Consider the following 17544-nt stretch of genomic DNA (forward strand, 5'->3'; position numbering starts at 1 on the left):
CAGCCTGACACGCGTGTGGACCCTGGGGGCGCTCAGGTGGCCTGTGCGTTCAGTCGGCCCTGGGCGCTCTGGCGCCGGCCGGTGGCGGGGGTCAGGGTTCCGGCGCGGCCCAGGCCGAAGGGGGGCATGTCCACGTACACGGTCTCGTAGGCGCCGGGCTGGATCAGGTACGTCTCGTGCCAGATGCCGACGGCGCCGGGGTGGCGGCGGGCGGTCTGGTTGAAGGCCCGCCACGCGGGAAGGTGGGCGTGGTCGCGGGCGTGTGCGTAGGCGTGGAGGTGTTCGGCGCTGCGCCAGTACTGGATCAGGGTGCCGCCGTGGGTCTGGCCGCCCAGCAGGCCCAGTTCGGGACGGGTCTGGAGTTCGCGCAGCATGCGGGGCATGGCGCGGAAGATCGGGAGCCACGCGGGGACGTTCCAGGGTTGGTTGATGCGGGCGCCGATCAGGAACACGGCGAAGGGACCGTCCAGTTCGGCGGTCAGGCGGGTGGGGCGGTGGTCGGGGGTGGATGTGCGGGTCATGGAGCCTCCGGTGCGACCGTCATCATCCAGGGTGAATGGTCTAATCTGGACGGTCTACTCTGATGGTACGCTGCGACCATGCCGGACGCAACCCTGGGCCCCTCCGCCTTCATCGTGTTGGGCTTCCTGAACCACGCGGGACCCGCCACCGCCTACGACCTCAAGCGCTGGGTGGACGACTCGGTCGGTTTTTTCTGGTCCTTCCCGCGCTCGCAGCTGTACGCCGAACCGCAGCGCCTCGTCACGCTGGGCCTGCTGGCCGAGACCCAGGAGGAATCGGGCCGCCGCCGCCGCCTGTACTCCGTCACCGATGCGGGCCGCGCCGCACTGGCCGACTGGCGCCGCAGCCCGGCCGGGATGCCCGAACTGCGCGACCCGGGCCTGCTGCGCATGTTCTTCACGCCCGAGGAGGACCACGCGGCCCTGCGCGCCCTGGCCGCCGGGCAGCTCCGGCAGCATCAGGAACGTCTCGCGACCTACCGCGACATGCTCGGCGGTGAGCCCTGCCCGTGGCCGGAGCGGCCGCCCTTCACCCGCACGCTGCGGATGGGTGAACTGTACGAGCAGGCCTGCCTCACCTTCTGGCAGGAAGTCCTCGACGGACTGCGTCCCGAATAACCGAACGCACGGTGGATCGGGTGAGGTCACCCGCCGACCATCCACCCCCCGGTCTTGCCGTTCCGTGAAGGGCCATGATACCTTTACGTTTGGCTTGTATCAGGCCTGGAGGTTGCGTGGCGAGACGAAAGATGCCGGAACAGCGGGAAAAGCGTAAGAAGGAAGAGTCCGATACCGTGCGGGCCGAGGGCGTGGTCGAAGAGGCGCTGCCGAACACCACGTTCCGCGTGAAGCTCGATACCGGGCACGACATCCTGGCTTACATCAGCGGCAAGATGCGTATTCACTACATCCGCATCCTGCCCGGGGACCGTGTGGTTCTGGAAATCAGTCCCTACGACACGACGCGCGGACGCATCGTCTACCGCAAATAACCCCAGCCGAAGTACCCAACAGATTCCCCACCCGCAGAGGTGGGCGGGGGGTCGAGCGCTGCCAGTCACGCACCCATGATGGGGCGCGCGGCGCGGCGGCGCGAGGAGGAAGCAATGAAAGTTCGTAGCAGTGTCAAAAAGATGTGCGACAACTGCAAAGTGATCCGCCGCCACGGGCGCGTGCTGGTCATTTGCTCCAACGTCAAGCACAAGCAGAGGCAGGGTTAATCATGGCGCGTATTGCTGGCGTTGACCTGCCCCGCGAAAAGCGCGTCGAAATCGCGCTCACCTACATCTACGGCATCGGCCTGACCCGCAGCAAGGAAGTTCTGGAGCGCACCGGCATCAGCCCGGACACCCGCGTCAAGAACCTCAGTGAAGGCGAGCAGAGTACCCTGCGTGAAGCCATCGAGAAGACCTACAAGGTCGAAGGTGACCTCCGCAGCGAAGTCGGCCAGAACATCAAGCGCCTGATGGACATCGGCGCCTACCGCGGCCTGCGTCACCGGCGCGGTCTGCCCGTGCGCGGCCAGCGCACCAAGACGAACGCGCGCACCCGCAAGGGCCCCCGCAAGACCGTCGCCGGCAAGAAAAAGGCCACGAGGAAGTAAGCCATGGCGAAGAGCACCAAAGGCAAGACCCCGCGCCGCGCCCGGCGCAACATCAGCGCTGGCCGCGCATACGTGCACGCCAGCTACAACAACACCATCGTCACCATCACCGACCTCGACGGCAACAGCGTTGCCTGGAGCAGCGGCGGGACGATCGGCTACAAGGGCAGCAAGAAGGGCACCCCCTACGCCGCCCAGCTGGCCGCCGCTGACGCCGTCAAGAAGGCCCAGCAGACCTTCGGCATGAACATTGTCGACGTGATCGTGCGCGGGTCGGGCTCCGGCCGCGAGCAGGCCATCCGCGCCATCCAGGCGTCGGGCATCGAAGTGAAGTCCATCATGGACGACACCCCCGTGCCCCACAACGGCTGCCGCCCCAAGAAGAAGTTCCGCGCCTAACGCGCACGCGCGCGCCCACCTGCCCCGCCTCCACCGCTCACCACACGGTGACGTAAGCCTCACCACAGGCAACGGAGGCGGGCAACAGAGGGCCGCAGACCCGGCCTTCCCCAAGGGGAAGCGCCGCAAGGAGAGTAAGACATGGGTCGTTTCCGTGGTTCCATTACCAAACTCAGCCGCCGCGAAGGCATCAACCTCGCGGAGACCGAAAAAGTCCAGAAGTACCTGGACAAGCGCCCCTACGCGCCCGGCCAGCACGGCCAGCGCCGTGGCCGCGGCCGCCCCAGCGACTACAGCGTGCGTCTGCGTGAAAAGCAGAAACTCGCCCGCCTGTACGGCATTGGCGAGAAGCAGTTCCGTAACCTCTTCGAGGAAGCGGCCAACGTCCCCGGCGTGACCGGCACCGTGTTCCTGCAGCTGCTCGAACGCCGCCTGGACAACGTCGTCTTCCGCATGGGCTTCGCCAGCACCCGCCGCCAGGCCCGTCAGTTCGTCGGCCACGGCCACATCATGGTCAACGGCAAGAAGGTCGACATCGCCAGCTACCGCGTCAAGATCGGCGACGAGATCACCGTCACCGACCTGGGCCGCAAGATCGGCTTCATCCAGGAGAACATGGAAGCGCAGAAGCGCCGCCGCGTGAGCCCCTGGGTCGAACTGGACGCCGAGAACTTCAAGGGCACCTTCTCCCGCCTCCCCGCGCGTGAAGACCTCGCCCTGCCCATCAACGAGAACTTCATCATCGAGTACTACTCGCGCTAAATCAGGAGGCCCCAGTGGATCAAAAGCGCCCTCAACTCAAGGCCCGCGTGGACGGCGATTACGGCGAGTTCGTCCTGGAACCGCTCACGCGCGGTTACGGCGTCACCATCGGGAACCCCATCCGGCGCATCCTGATGTCCTCGATCCCCGGTACCGCGGTCACCAGCGTGTACATCGAGGACGTCCTGCATGAGTTCTCCACCATCCCCGGCGTCAAGGAAGACGTCATCCAGATCATCCTGAACCTCAAGGAACTCGTGGTGAAATTCCACGCGACCGGTCCCAAGACCCTCACCCTGCGCGCGCAGGGCGAAGGCGTCGTCAAGGCCAGCGCCTTCGAGGTCCCCAGCGACGCCGAGATCGTCAACCCTGACCTGGTCATCGCCAACCTCGCCGAGGACGGCAAACTGGTCATGGAAGTGCGCGTCGAGGAAGGCGAAGGCTACGTCCCCGCGGACAAGCACGCCACCAAAGACCGCATCAACTCGATCCCCGTCGACGCCGTGTTCTCCCCCGTGCGCCGCGTGGCGTACCACGTCGAGAACACCCGCGTGGGTCAGCAGACCGACCTGGACCGACTCATCCTGCGCGTCTGGACCGACGGCAGCACCGGCCCCCAGGACGCCCTGGACAAGGCCGTTGAGATCCTGCGTGAGGAACTCACGGTGTTCGGCAACGTGGAAACCCTCCCCGCCGCCGTGCCCGAGTACCAGCAGCCCGTCTACACCCCCGCGCCCACCGCGCCGAACGTGTACGACCTGCCGCCCAGCACCGCCAGCCTGAACCTGAACCCCGGCGACTACCCCGCCGAGATGGACTCCCCCCGCGTGACCCTCGAAGGTCTGGGCCTCACCACCCGCGTGCTGCACTCCCTCAAGGAAGAAGGCATCGACAGCGTGGACGCCCTGTGCGCCCTGTCCGACCGCGACCTGAAAAAGGTTCCCGGCATCGGCGAGCGCAGCCTCGACGAGATCAAGCAGCAACTCGCCCAGTTCGGCCTCGCCCTGCGCGACTGAGCCGACTGACCCCCAAGGAGATACACCATGCGTCACGGTAAAGCCGGTCGCAAGCTCAACCGCAACAGCAGCGCCCGCACCGCCCTGGCCCGCGCCCAGGCGACGGCCCTGCTGCGCGAGGGCCGCATCCAGACGACCCTCACGAAGGCCAAAGAGCTTCGCCCCTTCGTTGAGAAACTGATCACCACCGCCAAGGGCGGCGACCTGCACGCCCGCCGCCTCGTCGCCCAGGACATCCACGACAACGCCGTGCTGCGCAAAGTCATGGACGAAGTGGCCCCCAAGTACGCCGAGCGTCCCGGTGGCTACACCCGCATCCTGCGCGTCGGCACCCGCCGCGGTGACGGCGTCACCATGGCCCTCATCGAACTGGTCTGAACCCCAGACCCCCTGCGCCCGCCCCCACCCACCGGTGAGGGCGGGCCCCTGCTATCCCACGCCGCCGGTCCGGGTCGGGGTCACGGCAGAGGCCCGGCACTTCCCCCACACGGGAGGAGGCACCGGGCCTCACTGCGGAATCAGCGGCGTGGACGGCATCCCTTCCACGCCGCTGACCGCTGCGGTCAGGGCCCGTCGGTGTACACGCGACTGGGGTAGTAGTACCGCTGCAGCATCAGCTTGCCCAGCGCGACCAGCGGCACAGCCAGCAGCGCCCCGGCGAAGCCCAGCAGCGACGCGCCGATCAGAATGGCGACCAGCACCGTGATCGGGTGCAGGTCCGTCGTTCGGCTCAGGATGTACGGACTGAGGAAGTTCCCCTCGATCTGGTTGGCGGCCACGAACACCACGATCACCGCCACGATCTTCAGCCACGCGCCCGGCAGCGTCAGGGCCAGCAGGATCGCCGGGGTGGCGCCGATGATCGGCCCCAGGTACGGCACAATGTTGAACGCGCCCGCCAGGAAGCCGATGGCGGCGGCACTGGGAATCCCCACGATGGTCAGGCCCAGCCACACAAACACCCCGATGAACGACGCGATCAGCAGCTGCCCGCGCACGTACCCGCCGACCGCCGTGCCCACCAGATCAGTGAACTCCAGCACTCGCGGCTGCCAGGGGCGCGGAAAGACGCTCAGCATGGCGGCGTTCACGCGGCTGTAATCGATCATCAGGTAGATGCTCATCAGCAGGATCAGCAGCACCTGCCCCACCACCCCGCCGATGGACACCAGACTGTTCAGCAGCGTCCCGGTGGAGGACAGCGCGTTCTGCAGGATCGGCACGATGTTCTTCCCGAAGTTCTGCACGTAGTCCTGCGCCGCCGTGATCAGCTGCTCGCGGGAGTTCGTCAGGCCCGGCACGCCCCGGTCCGACAGCCACGACGTCACGCGGTCCAGCACGTCGCCCAGCGAACCGATCTGCTCGGGCAGCTTCTGGATCAGCGTGACCAGCTGACCGGACACGGTCGCCAGCAGCAGGCCCGCCAGACTCAGCAGACCCGCGAAGATCAGCACCACGAAGAACACGCCCAGCCCGCGCCGGACCCGGCCGCGTTCCAGCCAGTTCAGCAGCGGATTGGCCAGGTACGCGATCAGGAACGCCACGCCGAAATCGATCAGCACCGTGCGGATCTGACCGATGAACCGCCACAGCACGTAGAAGGCCACGAGAAACACCAGCGCCCGCACCCACGGACTGCGCCAGACGTACTGGAACGCATTCATGGACGGTGGCGGCGCGGAGAACGGAGGGGGAGTGGACCGGGAGGAACGCGACACGCCCCCACTCTACCGGGCGGCACCCCGCCTGCCCCGCCGGAAGTCCGCCGCGCGGACTGTTCAAACCGATTCCGTCTGTTGCGACCCCAGGTCGGCCCGTCACCGGTCGGCCCACTCCGGGCGCGGAACTCGTTTCGGTCGCACTCGCCCGACCGCGTACACCTGCGAGTCTGGATCAAGCGGAGCGAATCTCTGACAGCGGGTTTCAGCTTCATTGAAGGGCCAACAGCACGCCCTTCAATTCCACTTACAACCGCTGTCCTTCTCAGGTGCTCGCTCTGCTCGACTCAGAGGTATTGAGGGATACCCTCAATACCTCTGAACTCTGCTGTGAAAACGCAGCGGTGTCCAGTGCGATGGAGGGGCCAATCGATCCCCCCGTCATGACACTGGACGCCGCGGTCAGAACGTGCGGGTCACGACCTGACCGGCCTGCCCCAGCGGACTTTCCGGCCCGCCATTGACGCTGACCTGCACGGCCGCCGCGTTGCCGGTGCGGATCGTCACGCCCTTCGCGAACGACTTCACCGTCCCCGCCGGTGGGGTCCCCTCGAACAGAATCCGGCCGGCGGTGTCCGTGACTCGCGTCCACGACGGGCCGCTGTACGTGATCTTCACGCTGGGCTTCGCCGCAGGCTGGGCCGCGCCGCTGGCCGGGGTGGTGGGGGCGCCGGGTGCGGGCTTCGAGGCCTGGCGGACCGGGGTGGGCTGCGCCGCGTCGCTCAGGACACTGACCTTGCCGGGGGCGTTCAGCGTCACGCGCAGGTCCCGGCTGCGACTGACATCCACCGCCTGCCGCAGCGGCGCGCGGCCCGCGAGTTCCACGCGCAGTTCCGCCTGCGTGCGGGCGTCCACCGGGAACGCCAGGATCGGCGCGCGGCCCAGGTCACGGTTATCCAGGAACACGCGCGCGCCCGGCGGCGTGACCTTCACAGTCAGGCGCACCGTGGTCGAGGCCTTCACGACCGGTTCCGGTGCCACCGCCGTCGTGCCCGGCGGGGTGCCGGCCTGGATGGCCGGCGCAGTCAGGCGTGACTGCACCAGGAAGGCGGCCGCGCCGAGCAGCACGGCCCCCCCCACCCACAGCGCCAGCCGACGCGGAGGCGCCGACCGCCGGGCGGGGGTCACGCGGGGCGTGTATGACGATCCGGCCGGAGCGGGCAGCACGCGATCGAAGTCTGCCAGGAGTGGCTGCGGATCCAGGCCCAGTTCACGGGCGTAGCGGGTCAGGTATGAGCGGGCGAACGTGCGTTCCGGCAGGGCCGTGAGGTTGCCTTCTTCCAGCGCCCGCAGGTAATCGCCGCGGATCTTGGTGCGCAGGGCGACGTCCTGCGTGCTGAGCCCCATGCCCTCGCGGGCCTGTCGTAGTGCTGCTCCGAAACTCGTCACGGTGCCGTCCAGAGTATCCCATTCCCCTGGCGGGGCGCTGTGAGGGACCGGGCATGACCGCCGCCGCGAAAGACCGGGCGCCCTGCGGTAGCAGAGGCGCCCGGTCCGGGGAGAAAGCAGGACTCAGCCGTCGTAGGGGCGGCCCAGCGCCTTGGGTGCACGGCTGCGACCCGTGAAGATCAGCGCGAGGATCGTGATCAGGTACGGCAGCGCCTGCACCAGCGTGCTGGGCAGCAGGTTCTGCCCGCCCAGCGCGATACTCAGGGCCTGCAGCAGCCCGAACAGCAGCGTGGCGCCCAGCACGCCCAGCGGTTTCCACTGCCCGAAGATCAGCGCGGCCAGCGCGATGAAGCCCGCCCCGGCGCTGATGTTCCGCACGTACGAATCGAGGTTCCCGATGCTCAGGAACGCCCCGGCCGTCCCGGCCAGCACGCCGGACAGGATCACGGCGCTGTAGCGCATGCGGCGCACGTTGACGCCCATGCTGGCCGCCGCGCCGGGCTGCTCGCCGGTGGCGCGCAGGCGCAGGCCGTACGGCGTGCGGTACATGACGTACCACGTGACCGCCACCGCCAGGAACGCGAAGAACACGGGCGGCGAGAAACGCAGTTCGCCCGCGCCCCACAGCGGCAGCGCGTACTCGACCTTGGGGCTCTCGTTCGACACGCCGTACAGCGCGGTCAGCACCACGGCGGGCACGCCGGTGGCGAGCAGGTTGATGGCCGTGCCGCTGATGACCTGATCGGCGCGGTACTTGATGCTCAGGAGCGCGTGTATCCACGCGATCAGCCCGCCGACCAGCATCCCGGCCAGCCAGCCCACCCAGGGGGCCGCAGTGCCCAGGCTGGGCGTCAGCAGATGGGTGCTGACCGCTGCGGCCAGCGCGCCGAAGATGATCAGGCCTTCCAGGGCGATGTTCACGACGCCGCTGCGCTCGCTGAACAGGCCGCCCAGCGCAGTCAGCAGCAGCGGCACGACGCTACGGATGAAGGTGGCGAGGAACGCCGTGGTGAAGATCTGTGCGATGAGGCCGTCCATTATTTGTTGCCTTCCCGGGTGATGTCCTCGCTGGCCTGGGCCACGTTCGGCTGCGGGGTGAGGGGCCTGTTGACTTCAACGGCGGCGGGCGTGGCGTGGCGGTCCGCCGCGGCGGCCAGGGCCGGCGGTGGGGGAGAGGTGACGCGGCGACTCAGGAAGCCCCCGGCGGCGATGAACAGCACGATCAACGCCTTGAGGACCGTCACGATGTCGCTGTTCACCTTGGCGAGCTTGGTGGTGACGCTGACCGCGCCGGTGTCGATGGTGCCGAACAGTACGCTGGACGCCACGACGCCTGCCGGGGTGCTCTGACCCATCAGGGCCACGGCGATCCCGTCGAAGCCGACGTTCACGGGCATGTTCTGCTTCAGGCGGTACTCGTCGAGCGCGCCGCCGTTCACGTAGTGCGTGCCGGCCAGACCCGCGAACATGCCCGCGATGGTCATGGCCAGGATGGTGTTCTTCGCGACGCTGATCCCGCCGTACTCGGCGGCTTTGGGGGACAGGCCCACGGCGCGCAGGGCGTACCCGGCGGCGGTGCGCCACATCAGCATGCCGAAGCCCGCGGCGCACAGCAGCGCGATCAGGAACGCGCCGTTCAGCTGACTGCCGGTGACGCTGACCGGAATCCCGATGCGCCACGTGGCGGCGCCCAGCACGGCGGCGGCCACCAGGGCGATCAGGGTGCGGTTCTTGCGTACGAGGAGGCGCACGATCACGAACGCGGCCAGCGCGACCAGCAGCCCGACGCTCAGGGCCACCTGGCCGTTCTGTCCGACATTCAGGACTTCCAGCAGGGGGCGCAGCTGCGCTTCGTTCTGCAGCAGTTCGCTCTGCGGGTTCGAGCCCTCCGCCTTCAGCGGCTGGTTGTACTCACGGCCCAGGAACGGGAAGGAATCACTGCCGATCAGGAACACCAGCACCGACGACGCGATGTAGTTCAGCATGATCGTGTTGATGACCTCGCTGGACCCGAAGCGGGCTTTCAGGAGGCCCGGAATGGCGCCCCACAGGGCGCCGCCGGCGCCGGCCGCCAGGACGCTCAGGGCCAGCAGGCCGTAGCCCAGGCTGGGTGGGCCGTACACGCCGACCAGCATCGCGGCGATGGCGCCCATGGTCAGCTGGCCCGGCGCGCCGATGTTGAACAGGCCGGTGCGGAACGCGAACGCGACGCTCAGGCCGGTGAAGATCAGCGGCGTGGCGATCTTCAGGCTGTCCAGCAGCGGGTTCAGGGCCGTGACCGGCGCGAACAGCGTGGAGTACACGAAGTACACCAGGTCCGATTTCGCCAGCCAGGTGCCCCACAATCCCAGCGGCGTGGCGCTCTGGTTGATGCTGGGCTGCACGATCAGCACGACGACCGCGCCGACCAGGATGGCCAGGCCGATCGCGGCGACCGGCACCAGCAGGCTGCGCATGCGGTTGAAGGTCTGCCACCACCAGTCCCGGGCGGTGAGTCCGGCCCCGGCGGCGATCAGACCGGCCAGGGCCGGCAGGAACAGGCCGAGGTTCATCCCGCCGCTGGCGTAGAAGTTCCCCAGCTGCCGCTTGGCGCCGGGCCGCAGGGTGGTGTCAGCCAGGACACGCTGGCTCTGGTCATCCAGCGCGCCGCCCAGCACGACCACGGCGGCCGTGGCGAGCCCGAAGGTGAGGAGGCCCGTCATCCAGTACCAGCGCTGACGCTGCCAGGCGCCCAGCAGGGTCACGATCAGCGTGCCCAGCGTGGCCCAGGCCAGGGCCAGGACCGTGCCGGTGGGGGGCAGCGGCGCCTGCTGGTTGGAGGTGAGGTTCATGACGCTGCCCGTGACGTGCAGCAGGACGGCGTCGGCACTGAAGCCCCGGCCCAGGGTGGCCAGGGGGAAAAGGAGCATGCCCAGGGCGGCAACCGCGCAGGCGATCAGCGCAATCCGGGCCGCGTCGCCAGATGGGCGAGGGGGAGAATCGTGGGTCACTTTCCTATTGTACGGGGTTTCACCTAAGTCTGGACAGGTGCGCGCGCCCTCCGCGCCGGGGGGGGCGGCACCTGCCGGGCGCTCCCGTCCGACGGGCTCGTCACGGGGCGGGATGACACGCGTCACGTGCCGGACTGCTATCCTCGGGAACGCTATGGAACGCACCTTTGCCATGATCAAACCCGACGGCGTCCGCCGCGGCCTGACCCCCGAAATTCTCGCCCGCATCCAGCGCAAGGGCTACCGCGTCGTCGGCCTGAAGCAGATGGTCATCGCCCGCGAGACCGCCGAAGCGCACTACGGTGAGCACAAGGAGCGCCCCTTCTTCGGCGAACTGGTGGACTTCATCACCGGCGGACCCGTCGTCGCCATCGCCCTGGAAGGCGAGAACGCCATTGCCGGCTGGCGCGCCATGATGGGCGCCACCAACCCCGCCAACGCCGCCCCCGGCAGCATCCGCGCCGACTTCGCCACCACCACCGGCGAGAACGTCACGCACGGCAGCGACAGCACCGAGAGCGCCGCGCGTGAACTGGCCCTGTTCTTCAAGGACGGCGAACTGCTCGCCTGACCGCTCAACCCGGACGTGCCCCGCACCTGCCCGTCAGCTGCGGGGCACGTCTCTCTGTGAGCCTGCGGCCCACCTCGTCCGGGTGTTCCCCCAGCAAGTGGAGTCGACGCCTCCCGGGGGACGTGACAGAATCCAGGGCAGTTCATGTCCAAGCGCCCCCCCACCCCAGGAGTGAAGCCCGTTTGAACGCGCTGCCACTTCCTCAGCTGCTGCAGCGCAGCCGGGTCATGGTGGTGTGCAGCGCCAGTCTCGCCTACCTGCTGTACGCCGGACTGACCGCGCTGGTCGACCCGCCCCGCGAGGGGCTGATGGCCCTCACCAACCCGAAGAACATCGCGGCCATCGTGGCCCTGCTGACCGCCGTGACCACCCTGCTGCGCCCACAGGCGGTGCAGGGCGTGTACGCCGTCACCAGCGTCGGGTACCTGCTGGTCGCCATCCTGGAAATTCCGCGCGCGGCCGCCTGGGGCGACATGCCCTTCCACCTGACGCTGTGGCTCACGATGAACGTCCTGGTGTCGTACCTGGTGTTCGGCTGGCGCCTCGGCACCGCCGTGAACGTCGTCAGTCTGCTGTGCATAGGCGTCAGCCTGGCCCTGAACCGCCCGCCGGACCCCAGCAACCTCGCGGACTGGCTGACTGCCGCGATCGTGATGGGCGGCACCGGACTGATCGCCTTCTCGTTCATGACGTTCATCGAGCAGAACCTCAGCGCGCACGTGCAGACCGACGCGCGCCTGCAGGCGGCCCGCAAGGACGGCCTGACCGAGGTGCTGGGCCGCAGCGCCACCGAGGAGGAACTGCAGCGCAGCATCCAGCAGGCGCTGAACAACCGCGTGCCGCTGAGCATCATCGTGACCGACATCGACCACTTCAAACGCGTGAACGACGTGCACGGGCACGGCACGGGCGACGACGTGCTGCGGTCGTTCGGCAAGCGGCTGCGCCGCAGCGTGGGCGGCTCGGGCGGGCAGGTGGGCCGCTGGGGCGGCGAGGAATTCCTGCTGATCCTGCCGGGACTGGCCCGCACCGACGCCCTGGTGGTCGCCGAACGCCTGCGCGCCGAGGTGGCCGACGAACCCATCGCGGGCCTGGACATCACCGCCAGTTTCGGCGTCAGTTCCCTGCGCGGCGCCGAGGACAACGCCGAGGACCTGTTCGCCCGGGCGGACAGCGCCATGTACAACGCCAAACGGTCCGGCCGCAACGCCGTCCGCTGAGCCTCTGGGGCTTCAGCGGCGGAAGGCGGGCAGCAGCGCGGCGTCCTCCTGCGTGGCGTACCCGCGCGTGACCACCCGCAGGCCCTGCGCGGTCGTCAGGATCAGCGTGTCGCCCAGCCGCGAGCCGGTCGCCGGGTGCAGCGCCTCGCCCTGCGGGGTCGTGACCGCCTGCGCGTCCGGACCGGCCAGCTCCTGAGCGGTAAACCGGGGCGACTGGATGTCCAGCATCCAGCTCAGCGGGCGCGCATCACTGTCGTACTGCACCACCACGCCCTGCGCGTCCAGCGGTGGGCGGGTGGTCCACGTGGCGCGGCGCAGCCCACCCCCGATCCGCTCGCGGGAGTCCGCCTGCGCGTCGAACGATCCGGTCGCCGTGAACAGGGTCCTGGCGACCAGATCCTCACCCTCCGTCCCGTCCCTGGCCGCACCGCCGGGCTTGCAGGCAGTCAGGAGCAGCAGGGGCAGCAGCAGGTGAACGGGGCGCATGCCCCCGAACGTACACCCACCCCGGCAGGGCATCTGTCATGCGACGCGCCAATCCGGGCCGTGCCAGCATGAGGCGTGAGCCCCCACCACCTCGCCCTGCTGGTCACCGCCGCGCTGCTGAGCGCGCTGCTGGCGCTGGGCCTGAGCCTGCAACTCGGCTGGCGGCGGGACGCGGCCCGCTGGCCGCACCACGCGCTGTTCTTCCTGACCTGCGCCGGGACGCTGCTCAGCGTGGGACTGGCGTGGCGGGCCGGGGCCGCCGCGTGGGCGCTGCTGCCCGCGCTGGCGCTGCTGCTGAGCATGCCCCGCACCCGCCCGGGCCGCGCCGACCACTGGCAGCGCGCCCTGCTGGGTGCCGCCGCGTTTACCGCCGGAGCCCTGACCTCCTGGGGCACCTGAGCGGCCCGCGTGGCCAGTCTGCCCACACTGCTAGCCTGCCCGCATGGACCTGATCGACGGCATGCTCGCGCGGCGCACCACCAACGGCCCCTTCCGCCCGGACCCGGTCAGCCGCGACCACCAGCACCTCCTGATGCGCGTCGCGCAGGCCGCGCCCAGCCACTTCAACAGCCAGCCGTGGCGTTTCGTCTTGATCGAGAACCCGGGCACCATTGCGCAGGTCGCCGCCATCGCCGGGCAGAGCATGACCGAACTCATCGAGGGCGGCGTGTTCTTCGAACGCTACCGCCGCTACTTCCGCTTCACGCAGCAGGAAATGGAGGACCGGCGCGACGGCATCCACATTGACCACCTGCCCGGCCCGCTGAAACCCTTCACGCGGCAGGTGTTCAGCGACGCCGGACTGAAACTCATGCGGCAACTCGGTGTCCCGAAAAAACTCGGGGAGGACAACCGCAAACTCGTCGCGGGCAGCCCCCTGCTGCTCGCCGCCCTGCTCGACAAGGGCGAGTACCGCCCCGGCGAACTGTCCGGCTTCTACTCCGTGTTCGGCCTGGGCGCCGCCATGGAGAACATCTGGAACGCCGTCGGCGCGCTCGGCATGGGCATCCAGTTCGTCAGCACGCCCATGGAGATCCCCCGCCACTGGCAGGCCATCCAGGACCTGCTGCGCGTCCCGGACGACCTGGAACTCATGGCCGTGTACCGCCTGGGGTACCTGCCGCACGAGCAGGCGCGGCCCAGCATCGACTGGAGCAGCCGCCACCGCAAACGCCTCGATCAGTTCGTCGGCCGCGACACCTGCGACCAGCCGGAACGCGATCCCGGGGCAGAGGGGTTCTGAAGGAACCCAGGGACGATAGGGGGAGCTGGGAGCGAAGAGGAAGCCCCACATTTCTGCTTGCGCCAAACTGGTTTGTGTCGCAAACTTCATGCATGTCCCATCCCCACCCACCGTCTGGCATGCCCACCTCCTGGCAGATCACCGCGCCGGAGGGACGCCGCGCCCTGATCCCGCTGCTGACCCTGGCGACCCTGGGCACCGTCCACCAGACCGGATTCGGGGTCACGACCTGGGCGTGGGTGATCACGGTTGCCGGAGTCCTGATCGCCGCGGCGTGCCGCTCCCGTCCCGCCGGTGTCCTGCTGGGCCTGGGCGCCCTGCTCTTCGCACTGGGCCTGCTGACCACCCAGACCCCGCTGCTCCTGAGCGGCCTGCTCGTCGCCCTCTGCGCTCCGGGTGCCGCGCGCACCCGGCGTGGGGGAGGGCACGCGTGACCGCCCATCACCCCGACCCTGCCGACTACGCCCGCCTTCAGGACCTGACAGCCCGGTACAGCCGCTACTCGGCCAGCGCGCTGGGGCTGGGGCACCTGTACGGCGCGGTGACCATCCCCCTGACCTACCTGCTGGCCCGCGCCGACCTGAACGCCCCCGCACTGATGCTGTGGGCCGCCGCCGTCAGCGCCGGCTTCGTGACCCTCGTGCGCCTGACGCGGCGGCAGTACCAGACCCTCGGGGCCGTGACCGAACAGACCCGCTCACAGCGCGGCTTCGCGTGGGGCCTGCTGGCTGGCGCGGCAGCGGGCACGCTGCTTGCGCTGCTGGCGGAACGCACCGGGCTGATCGGGTCAGCCTTCCCGGCGCTGGCGCCCCTGACCGTTCCGTCCGGACTGGCGCTGCTGCTCGCCCTGACCGGAACCGTCCGCCTGACAGGCCGATCCGACACCCGCACCGTGGGTCTTGGCCTGCTGCTGCTGTGCGGGGCACTCGTTGCCGGACACACCGACTTCACGGAGGGCTGGCGGGTCACCGCGCAGTGGTTTGTTATCACTGCGCTGTCCCTGGGTCTGATCCGGCTCGGGTGGACGCAGCACACGCAGGCCCGGCGAGTGGCCACCGACCTGCGTGACCTGCGCGCCCGCCTGAACCTGAGTCCCCTCCAGTGAGCACCGCGCCGCCCGAATCCCAGACTCTCAACGCGCTGCTGGGCCTGAACCGCGTGATTCACGAACCCGTTCGCCTGGCCATCATGAGCGTCCTGGCGGGCGCGCAGGACGTGGAATTCAAGTACCTGGAAGCTGCGCTGGGCCTCAGCCGCGGCAACCTCAGCAGTCACGCCGCCAAACTGGAAGACGCCGGGTATCTGGAAGTGCACAAGGCCTTCCGGGGCAAGCTGCCCGTCACCAGTTACCGCATCACGCCGCTGGGACAGCAGACGTTGGACACCTACTGGGCCGCCCTGCGCGGCGCCGCGCCCCCACCTGCCTGACGTCCCGCACCGCGCACGGCCGGGCTTCACCCTCCCTTGAGGAAACTGCCACGCGCCCAGGCAGGTGGGCGGCGCAGAATGCCTCCCTGGAGGGCACCACCATGACCGACACCACCCCCAGCACCCCCAGTGCCGCCCCGAGCGGCACCTTCGACATCGGCGGGGACCTGACCGTCACCCGCCTGGGCTTCGGCGCGATGCGCATCACCGGCGACGGCGTGTGGGGCGACCCCACTGACCGCGAGGGCGCCCTGACCACCCTGCGCCGCCTGCCGGAACTCGGCGTGAATCTCATCGACACCGCCGACAGCTACGGCCCGGCCGTCAGCGAGGAACTCATCCGCGAGGCGCTGCACCCCTACGACCGCGTCATGATCGCCACGAAAGGCGGCCTGGCCCGCACCGGCCCGAACGTGTGGATTCCCGTGGGCCGCCCCGAGTACCTCAAGCAGCAGGCGCACCTCTCGCGCCGCCGCCTGGGCGTGGACCGCATCGACCTGTGGCAGCTGCACCGCATCGACCCGAACGTGCCGCGCGACGAGCAGTTCGGCGCGATCAGGGAACTCATGGACGAGGGCGTCATCCGCCACGCGGGCCTCTCCGAGGTGAGCGTCGAGGAGATCGAGGCCGCCCGCGCCGTCTTCCCGGTCGCGACCGTGCAGAACCTCTACAACCTCGCCAACCGCAAGAGCGAGGACGTGCTGGACTACTGCCAGCGCGAACACATCGGCTTCATCCCCTGGTTCCCGCTCGCCGCCGGGAACCTCGCCAGGGAAGGCAGTGTCCTGACCGATATCGCCATGCGCCTAGGTGCCACGCCGTCCCAGGTGGCACTGGCCTGGGTACTGCGTCGCAGCCCCGTCATGCTGCCCATCCCCGGCACCGGCAAGGTCAGACACCTCGAGGAGAACGTCGCCGCCGCCCGCCTCACCCTGACCGACGAGGACTTCCGCGCGCTGGACGAGGTCGGCCGTCAGGAATGGGAGAAACAGCAGAACTGACCGCATAGACTCCCCGCCTCACCGCGCCCCCGTTCCCTGACGGTGAGGCGCGGTGAGTCGTGCATGGACGTTTGCTGAACCTCCAACCGTGGCGCGTGTTCCCCCTGCACCCGGCCAAAGGCGCGCAGAATGCGGCGCATGCCCCTGACCCCCCACCTGCGCGCCCTCGTGACGGGCACGCCCCCGCACCTGACGCCGCAGACGCAGGTGCAGGAGGCTGCCCGCACCCTCTTCCCGCGCATGGCTGCCCGCCCGCAATTGCTGGACGTCTTCACGAACGCGATGATCGACACGCGCGCCCTGGCCCGCCCACTCGACTGGTACCTCACCCCACGCGGTTTCGGCGAGAAGAACGCCGTCTTCGTGCAGGAAGCCCGCGCCCTGACCCGCCGACTGGCGAAAGAGGCGCTGGACGCCGCGCACATCACGCCCGCCGACGTGGACGCCGTCGTCGTCGTGAACACCAGCGGCATCAGCGCCCCCAGCCTCGATGCCGACCTGATCGAGCACCTGGGGATCAACCGGCACGCCGCGCGACTGCCCGTGTGGGGCCTCGGCTGCGCCGGGGGTGCCAGCGGACTGGCCCGCGCCGCCGACCTCGTCCGCGCCGGGTACCGCCGCGTGCTGTACGTCGCCGTGGAACTGTGCAGCCTGACCCTCGTGCACGGTGACGAGACCAAGAGCAACTTCGTCGGCACCGCCCTCTTCTCCGACGGAGGCGCCGCCGCCGTCCTCGCCCATCCCGACGAACCCGGCCCTGCCCCCCTGGCTGAACTGTGCGGTGCGTACTCCACCCTGATCGAGGACAGCGAGGACATCATGGGCTGGGACGTCGTGGACGAGGGCCTGAAGGTCCGCTTCAGCCGCGACATCCCCACCCTGGTGCGCGGCATGATGCACGAGAACGTGCAGGCCGCCTTGAGCGCACACGGCTGGAGCCAGGACACCGTGGACACCTACGTCGTCCACCCCGGCGGCGTGAAAGTCCTCAGCGCCTACGAGGAGGCCCTGAACATCCCCGCCGGAGCGCTCGACGCCAGCCGCCACGTCCTGCGCCACTACGGCAACATGAGCAGCGTCACCGTCCTGTTCGTCCTGCAGGAAACCCTGCGCGCCCACCCCCAGGGCCGCGCCCTCCTGAGTGCCATGGGACCCGGCTTCAGCGCCGAACACGTCCTCCTGAACTTCCCCGGCTGA

At 69.2% G+C, this 17544-nt stretch carries 23 protein-coding genes; 17 read left to right on the plus strand and 6 right to left on the minus strand.

The window, feature by feature from the left end:
* Positions 1–32 precede the first annotated feature (32 nt).
* Positions 33–521: a DUF4188 domain-containing protein gene (locus IEY69_RS06825; protein WP_189072425.1), complete on the minus strand. Its 489-nt coding sequence runs from the start codon at positions 519–521 to the stop codon at positions 33–35.
* A gap of 78 nt (positions 522–599) precedes the next feature.
* On the opposite strand from IEY69_RS06825, the gene IEY69_RS06830 reads away from it, so the two are divergent.
* The 8 genes from IEY69_RS06830 to rplQ all read left to right on the plus strand — a co-directional run bounded on the left by IEY69_RS06830 (position 600) and on the right by rplQ (position 4679).
* Positions 600–1139, plus strand: a complete 540-nt coding sequence (locus IEY69_RS06830; protein ID WP_189072426.1) for a PadR family transcriptional regulator — start codon at positions 600–602, stop codon at positions 1137–1139.
* Between the two features lie 131 nt (positions 1140–1270).
* Complete coding sequence (gene infA / locus IEY69_RS06835; RefSeq protein ID WP_012693978.1) at positions 1271–1513, plus strand: translation initiation factor IF-1; 243 nt, start codon at positions 1271–1273, stop codon at positions 1511–1513.
* A 114-nt stretch (positions 1514–1627) separates the two neighbouring features.
* Entirely contained in the window at positions 1628–1741 is a 114-nt protein-coding gene (rpmJ, locus tag IEY69_RS06840) for a 50S ribosomal protein L36 (RefSeq protein WP_012693977.1), read from the plus strand.
* Between the two features lie 2 nt (positions 1742–1743).
* Positions 1744–2124, plus strand: coding sequence for a 30S ribosomal protein S13 (rpsM, locus tag IEY69_RS06845; RefSeq protein ID WP_189072427.1), 381 nt, complete (start codon positions 1744–1746; stop codon positions 2122–2124).
* 3 nt (positions 2125–2127) lie between these two features.
* A complete protein-coding gene (rpsK, locus tag IEY69_RS06850) occupies positions 2128–2523 on the plus strand; it encodes a 30S ribosomal protein S11 (RefSeq protein WP_046843186.1) in 396 nt (131 codons plus the stop codon).
* A gap of 141 nt (positions 2524–2664) precedes the next feature.
* Positions 2665–3285: a 30S ribosomal protein S4 gene (rpsD, locus tag IEY69_RS06855; protein WP_189072428.1), complete on the plus strand. Its 621-nt coding sequence runs from the start codon at positions 2665–2667 to the stop codon at positions 3283–3285.
* 14 nt (positions 3286–3299) lie between these two features.
* Positions 3300–4301, plus strand: coding sequence for a DNA-directed RNA polymerase subunit alpha (locus IEY69_RS06860; protein WP_189072429.1), 1002 nt, complete (start codon positions 3300–3302; stop codon positions 4299–4301).
* A gap of 27 nt (positions 4302–4328) precedes the next feature.
* Positions 4329–4679 carry a 50S ribosomal protein L17 gene (gene rplQ, locus IEY69_RS06865; RefSeq protein WP_046843183.1) on the plus strand — a complete coding sequence of 117 codons (351 nt, stop codon included), beginning with the start codon at positions 4329–4331 and terminating at the stop codon, positions 4677–4679.
* A 185-nt stretch (positions 4680–4864) separates the two neighbouring features.
* On the opposite strand, the gene IEY69_RS06870 is transcribed toward rplQ, so the two are convergent.
* The 4 genes from IEY69_RS06870 to IEY69_RS06885 all read right to left on the minus strand — a co-directional run bounded on the left by IEY69_RS06870 (position 4865) and on the right by IEY69_RS06885 (position 10398).
* Positions 4865–5965 (minus strand): AI-2E family transporter, encoded by a 1101-nt coding sequence (locus IEY69_RS06870; protein WP_189072820.1) that lies wholly within the window; start codon positions 5963–5965, stop codon positions 4865–4867.
* 456 nt (positions 5966–6421) lie between these two features.
* The gene (locus IEY69_RS06875) at positions 6422–7408 is read right to left on the minus strand and encodes a helix-turn-helix domain-containing protein (RefSeq protein WP_229783709.1); all 987 of its coding nucleotides are present in this window, start codon (positions 7406–7408) and stop codon (positions 6422–6424) included.
* 123 nt (positions 7409–7531) lie between these two features.
* Entirely contained in the window at positions 7532–8446 is a 915-nt protein-coding gene (locus tag IEY69_RS06880) for an ABC transporter permease (RefSeq protein WP_189072430.1), read from the minus strand.
* Positions 8446–10398: an ABC transporter permease gene (locus IEY69_RS06885; RefSeq protein ID WP_373291004.1), complete on the minus strand. Its 1953-nt coding sequence runs from the start codon at positions 10396–10398 to the stop codon at positions 8446–8448. The genes IEY69_RS06880 and IEY69_RS06885 overlap by 1 nt, the downstream gene beginning before the upstream one ends.
* Before the next feature lie 154 nt (positions 10399–10552).
* Between IEY69_RS06885 and ndk the strand changes: the two genes are divergently transcribed.
* Positions 10553–10969, plus strand: a complete 417-nt coding sequence (ndk, locus tag IEY69_RS06890; RefSeq protein WP_058975395.1) for a nucleoside-diphosphate kinase — start codon at positions 10553–10555, stop codon at positions 10967–10969.
* Between the two features lie 182 nt (positions 10970–11151).
* The gene (locus IEY69_RS06895) at positions 11152–12189 is read left to right on the plus strand and encodes a GGDEF domain-containing protein (protein WP_229783711.1); all 1038 of its coding nucleotides are present in this window, start codon (positions 11152–11154) and stop codon (positions 12187–12189) included.
* Between the two features lie 12 nt (positions 12190–12201).
* On the opposite strand, the gene IEY69_RS06900 is transcribed toward IEY69_RS06895, so the two are convergent.
* Positions 12202–12675: a hypothetical protein gene (locus IEY69_RS06900; RefSeq protein WP_189072431.1), complete on the minus strand. Its 474-nt coding sequence runs from the start codon at positions 12673–12675 to the stop codon at positions 12202–12204.
* Between the two features lie 75 nt (positions 12676–12750).
* Here IEY69_RS06900 and IEY69_RS06905 point away from each other — a divergent pair, with 75 nt between their 5' ends.
* From IEY69_RS06905 to IEY69_RS06935, 7 genes are all read left to right on the plus strand, one after another.
* The gene (locus IEY69_RS06905; protein ID WP_189072432.1) at positions 12751–13074 is read left to right on the plus strand and encodes a hypothetical protein; all 324 of its coding nucleotides are present in this window, start codon (positions 12751–12753) and stop codon (positions 13072–13074) included.
* A 43-nt stretch (positions 13075–13117) separates the two neighbouring features.
* The gene (locus IEY69_RS06910) at positions 13118–13918 is read left to right on the plus strand and encodes a nitroreductase family protein (protein WP_189072433.1); all 801 of its coding nucleotides are present in this window, start codon (positions 13118–13120) and stop codon (positions 13916–13918) included.
* A gap of 119 nt (positions 13919–14037) precedes the next feature.
* A complete protein-coding gene (locus IEY69_RS06915; RefSeq protein ID WP_189072434.1) occupies positions 14038–14352 on the plus strand; it encodes a hypothetical protein in 315 nt (104 codons plus the stop codon).
* Entirely contained in the window at positions 14349–15023 is a 675-nt protein-coding gene (locus tag IEY69_RS06920; RefSeq protein ID WP_189072435.1) for a hypothetical protein, read from the plus strand. Before IEY69_RS06915 ends, IEY69_RS06920 begins: the two co-directional genes overlap by 4 nt.
* Positions 15020–15346: a winged helix-turn-helix domain-containing protein gene (locus tag IEY69_RS06925; protein ID WP_229783713.1), complete on the plus strand. Its 327-nt coding sequence runs from the start codon at positions 15020–15022 to the stop codon at positions 15344–15346. Before IEY69_RS06920 ends, IEY69_RS06925 begins: the two co-directional genes overlap by 4 nt.
* A 101-nt stretch (positions 15347–15447) precedes the next feature.
* Complete coding sequence (locus tag IEY69_RS06930) at positions 15448–16347, plus strand: aldo/keto reductase (protein WP_189072436.1); 900 nt, start codon at positions 15448–15450, stop codon at positions 16345–16347.
* Positions 16348–16476: 129 nt separating this feature from the next.
* Complete coding sequence (locus IEY69_RS06935; RefSeq protein ID WP_189072437.1) at positions 16477–17544, plus strand: type III polyketide synthase; 1068 nt, start codon at positions 16477–16479, stop codon at positions 17542–17544.

The organism is Deinococcus sedimenti (assembly GCF_014648135.1).
Lineage (GTDB): Bacteria > Deinococcota > Deinococci > Deinococcales > Deinococcaceae > Deinococcus > Deinococcus sedimenti.

Bases quoted from the DNA above. Each gene is read 5' to 3' on its own strand.
- infA (WP_012693978.1), top strand. From the start codon at position 1,271: ATGCCGGAACAGCGGGAAAAGCGTAAGAAGGAAGAGTCCGATACCGTG.
- rpsM (WP_189072427.1), top strand. From the start codon at position 1,744: ATGGCGCGTATTGCTGGCGTTGACCTGCCCCGCGAAAAGCGCGTCGAA.
- IEY69_RS06870 (WP_189072820.1), bottom strand. From the start codon at position 5,965: ATGAATGCGTTCCAGTACGTCTGGCGCAGTCCGTGGGTGCGGGCGCTG.
- IEY69_RS06930 (WP_189072436.1), top strand. From the start codon at position 15,448: ATGACCGACACCACCCCCAGCACCCCCAGTGCCGCCCCGAGCGGCACC.
- IEY69_RS06935 (WP_189072437.1), top strand. From the start codon at position 16,477: ATGCGGCGCATGCCCCTGACCCCCCACCTGCGCGCCCTCGTGACGGGC.
- IEY69_RS06830 (WP_189072426.1), top strand. From the start codon at position 600: ATGCCGGACGCAACCCTGGGCCCCTCCGCCTTCATCGTGTTGGGCTTC.
- IEY69_RS06910 (WP_189072433.1), top strand. From the start codon at position 13,118: ATGGACCTGATCGACGGCATGCTCGCGCGGCGCACCACCAACGGCCCC.
- rplQ (WP_046843183.1), top strand. From the start codon at position 4,329: ATGCGTCACGGTAAAGCCGGTCGCAAGCTCAACCGCAACAGCAGCGCC.
- ndk (WP_058975395.1), top strand. From the start codon at position 10,553: ATGGAACGCACCTTTGCCATGATCAAACCCGACGGCGTCCGCCGCGGC.
- IEY69_RS06825 (WP_189072425.1), bottom strand. From the start codon at position 521: ATGACCCGCACATCCACCCCCGACCACCGCCCCACCCGCCTGACCGCC.
- rpsK (WP_046843186.1), top strand. From the start codon at position 2,128: ATGGCGAAGAGCACCAAAGGCAAGACCCCGCGCCGCGCCCGGCGCAAC.
- rpmJ (WP_012693977.1), top strand. From the start codon at position 1,628: ATGAAAGTTCGTAGCAGTGTCAAAAAGATGTGCGACAACTGCAAAGTG.
- IEY69_RS06880 (WP_189072430.1), bottom strand. From the start codon at position 8,446: ATGGACGGCCTCATCGCACAGATCTTCACCACGGCGTTCCTCGCCACC.
- IEY69_RS06900 (WP_189072431.1), bottom strand. From the start codon at position 12,675: ATGCGCCCCGTTCACCTGCTGCTGCCCCTGCTGCTCCTGACTGCCTGC.
- IEY69_RS06915 (WP_189072434.1), top strand. From the start codon at position 14,038: ATGCCCACCTCCTGGCAGATCACCGCGCCGGAGGGACGCCGCGCCCTG.
- rpsD (WP_189072428.1), top strand. From the start codon at position 2,665: ATGGGTCGTTTCCGTGGTTCCATTACCAAACTCAGCCGCCGCGAAGGC.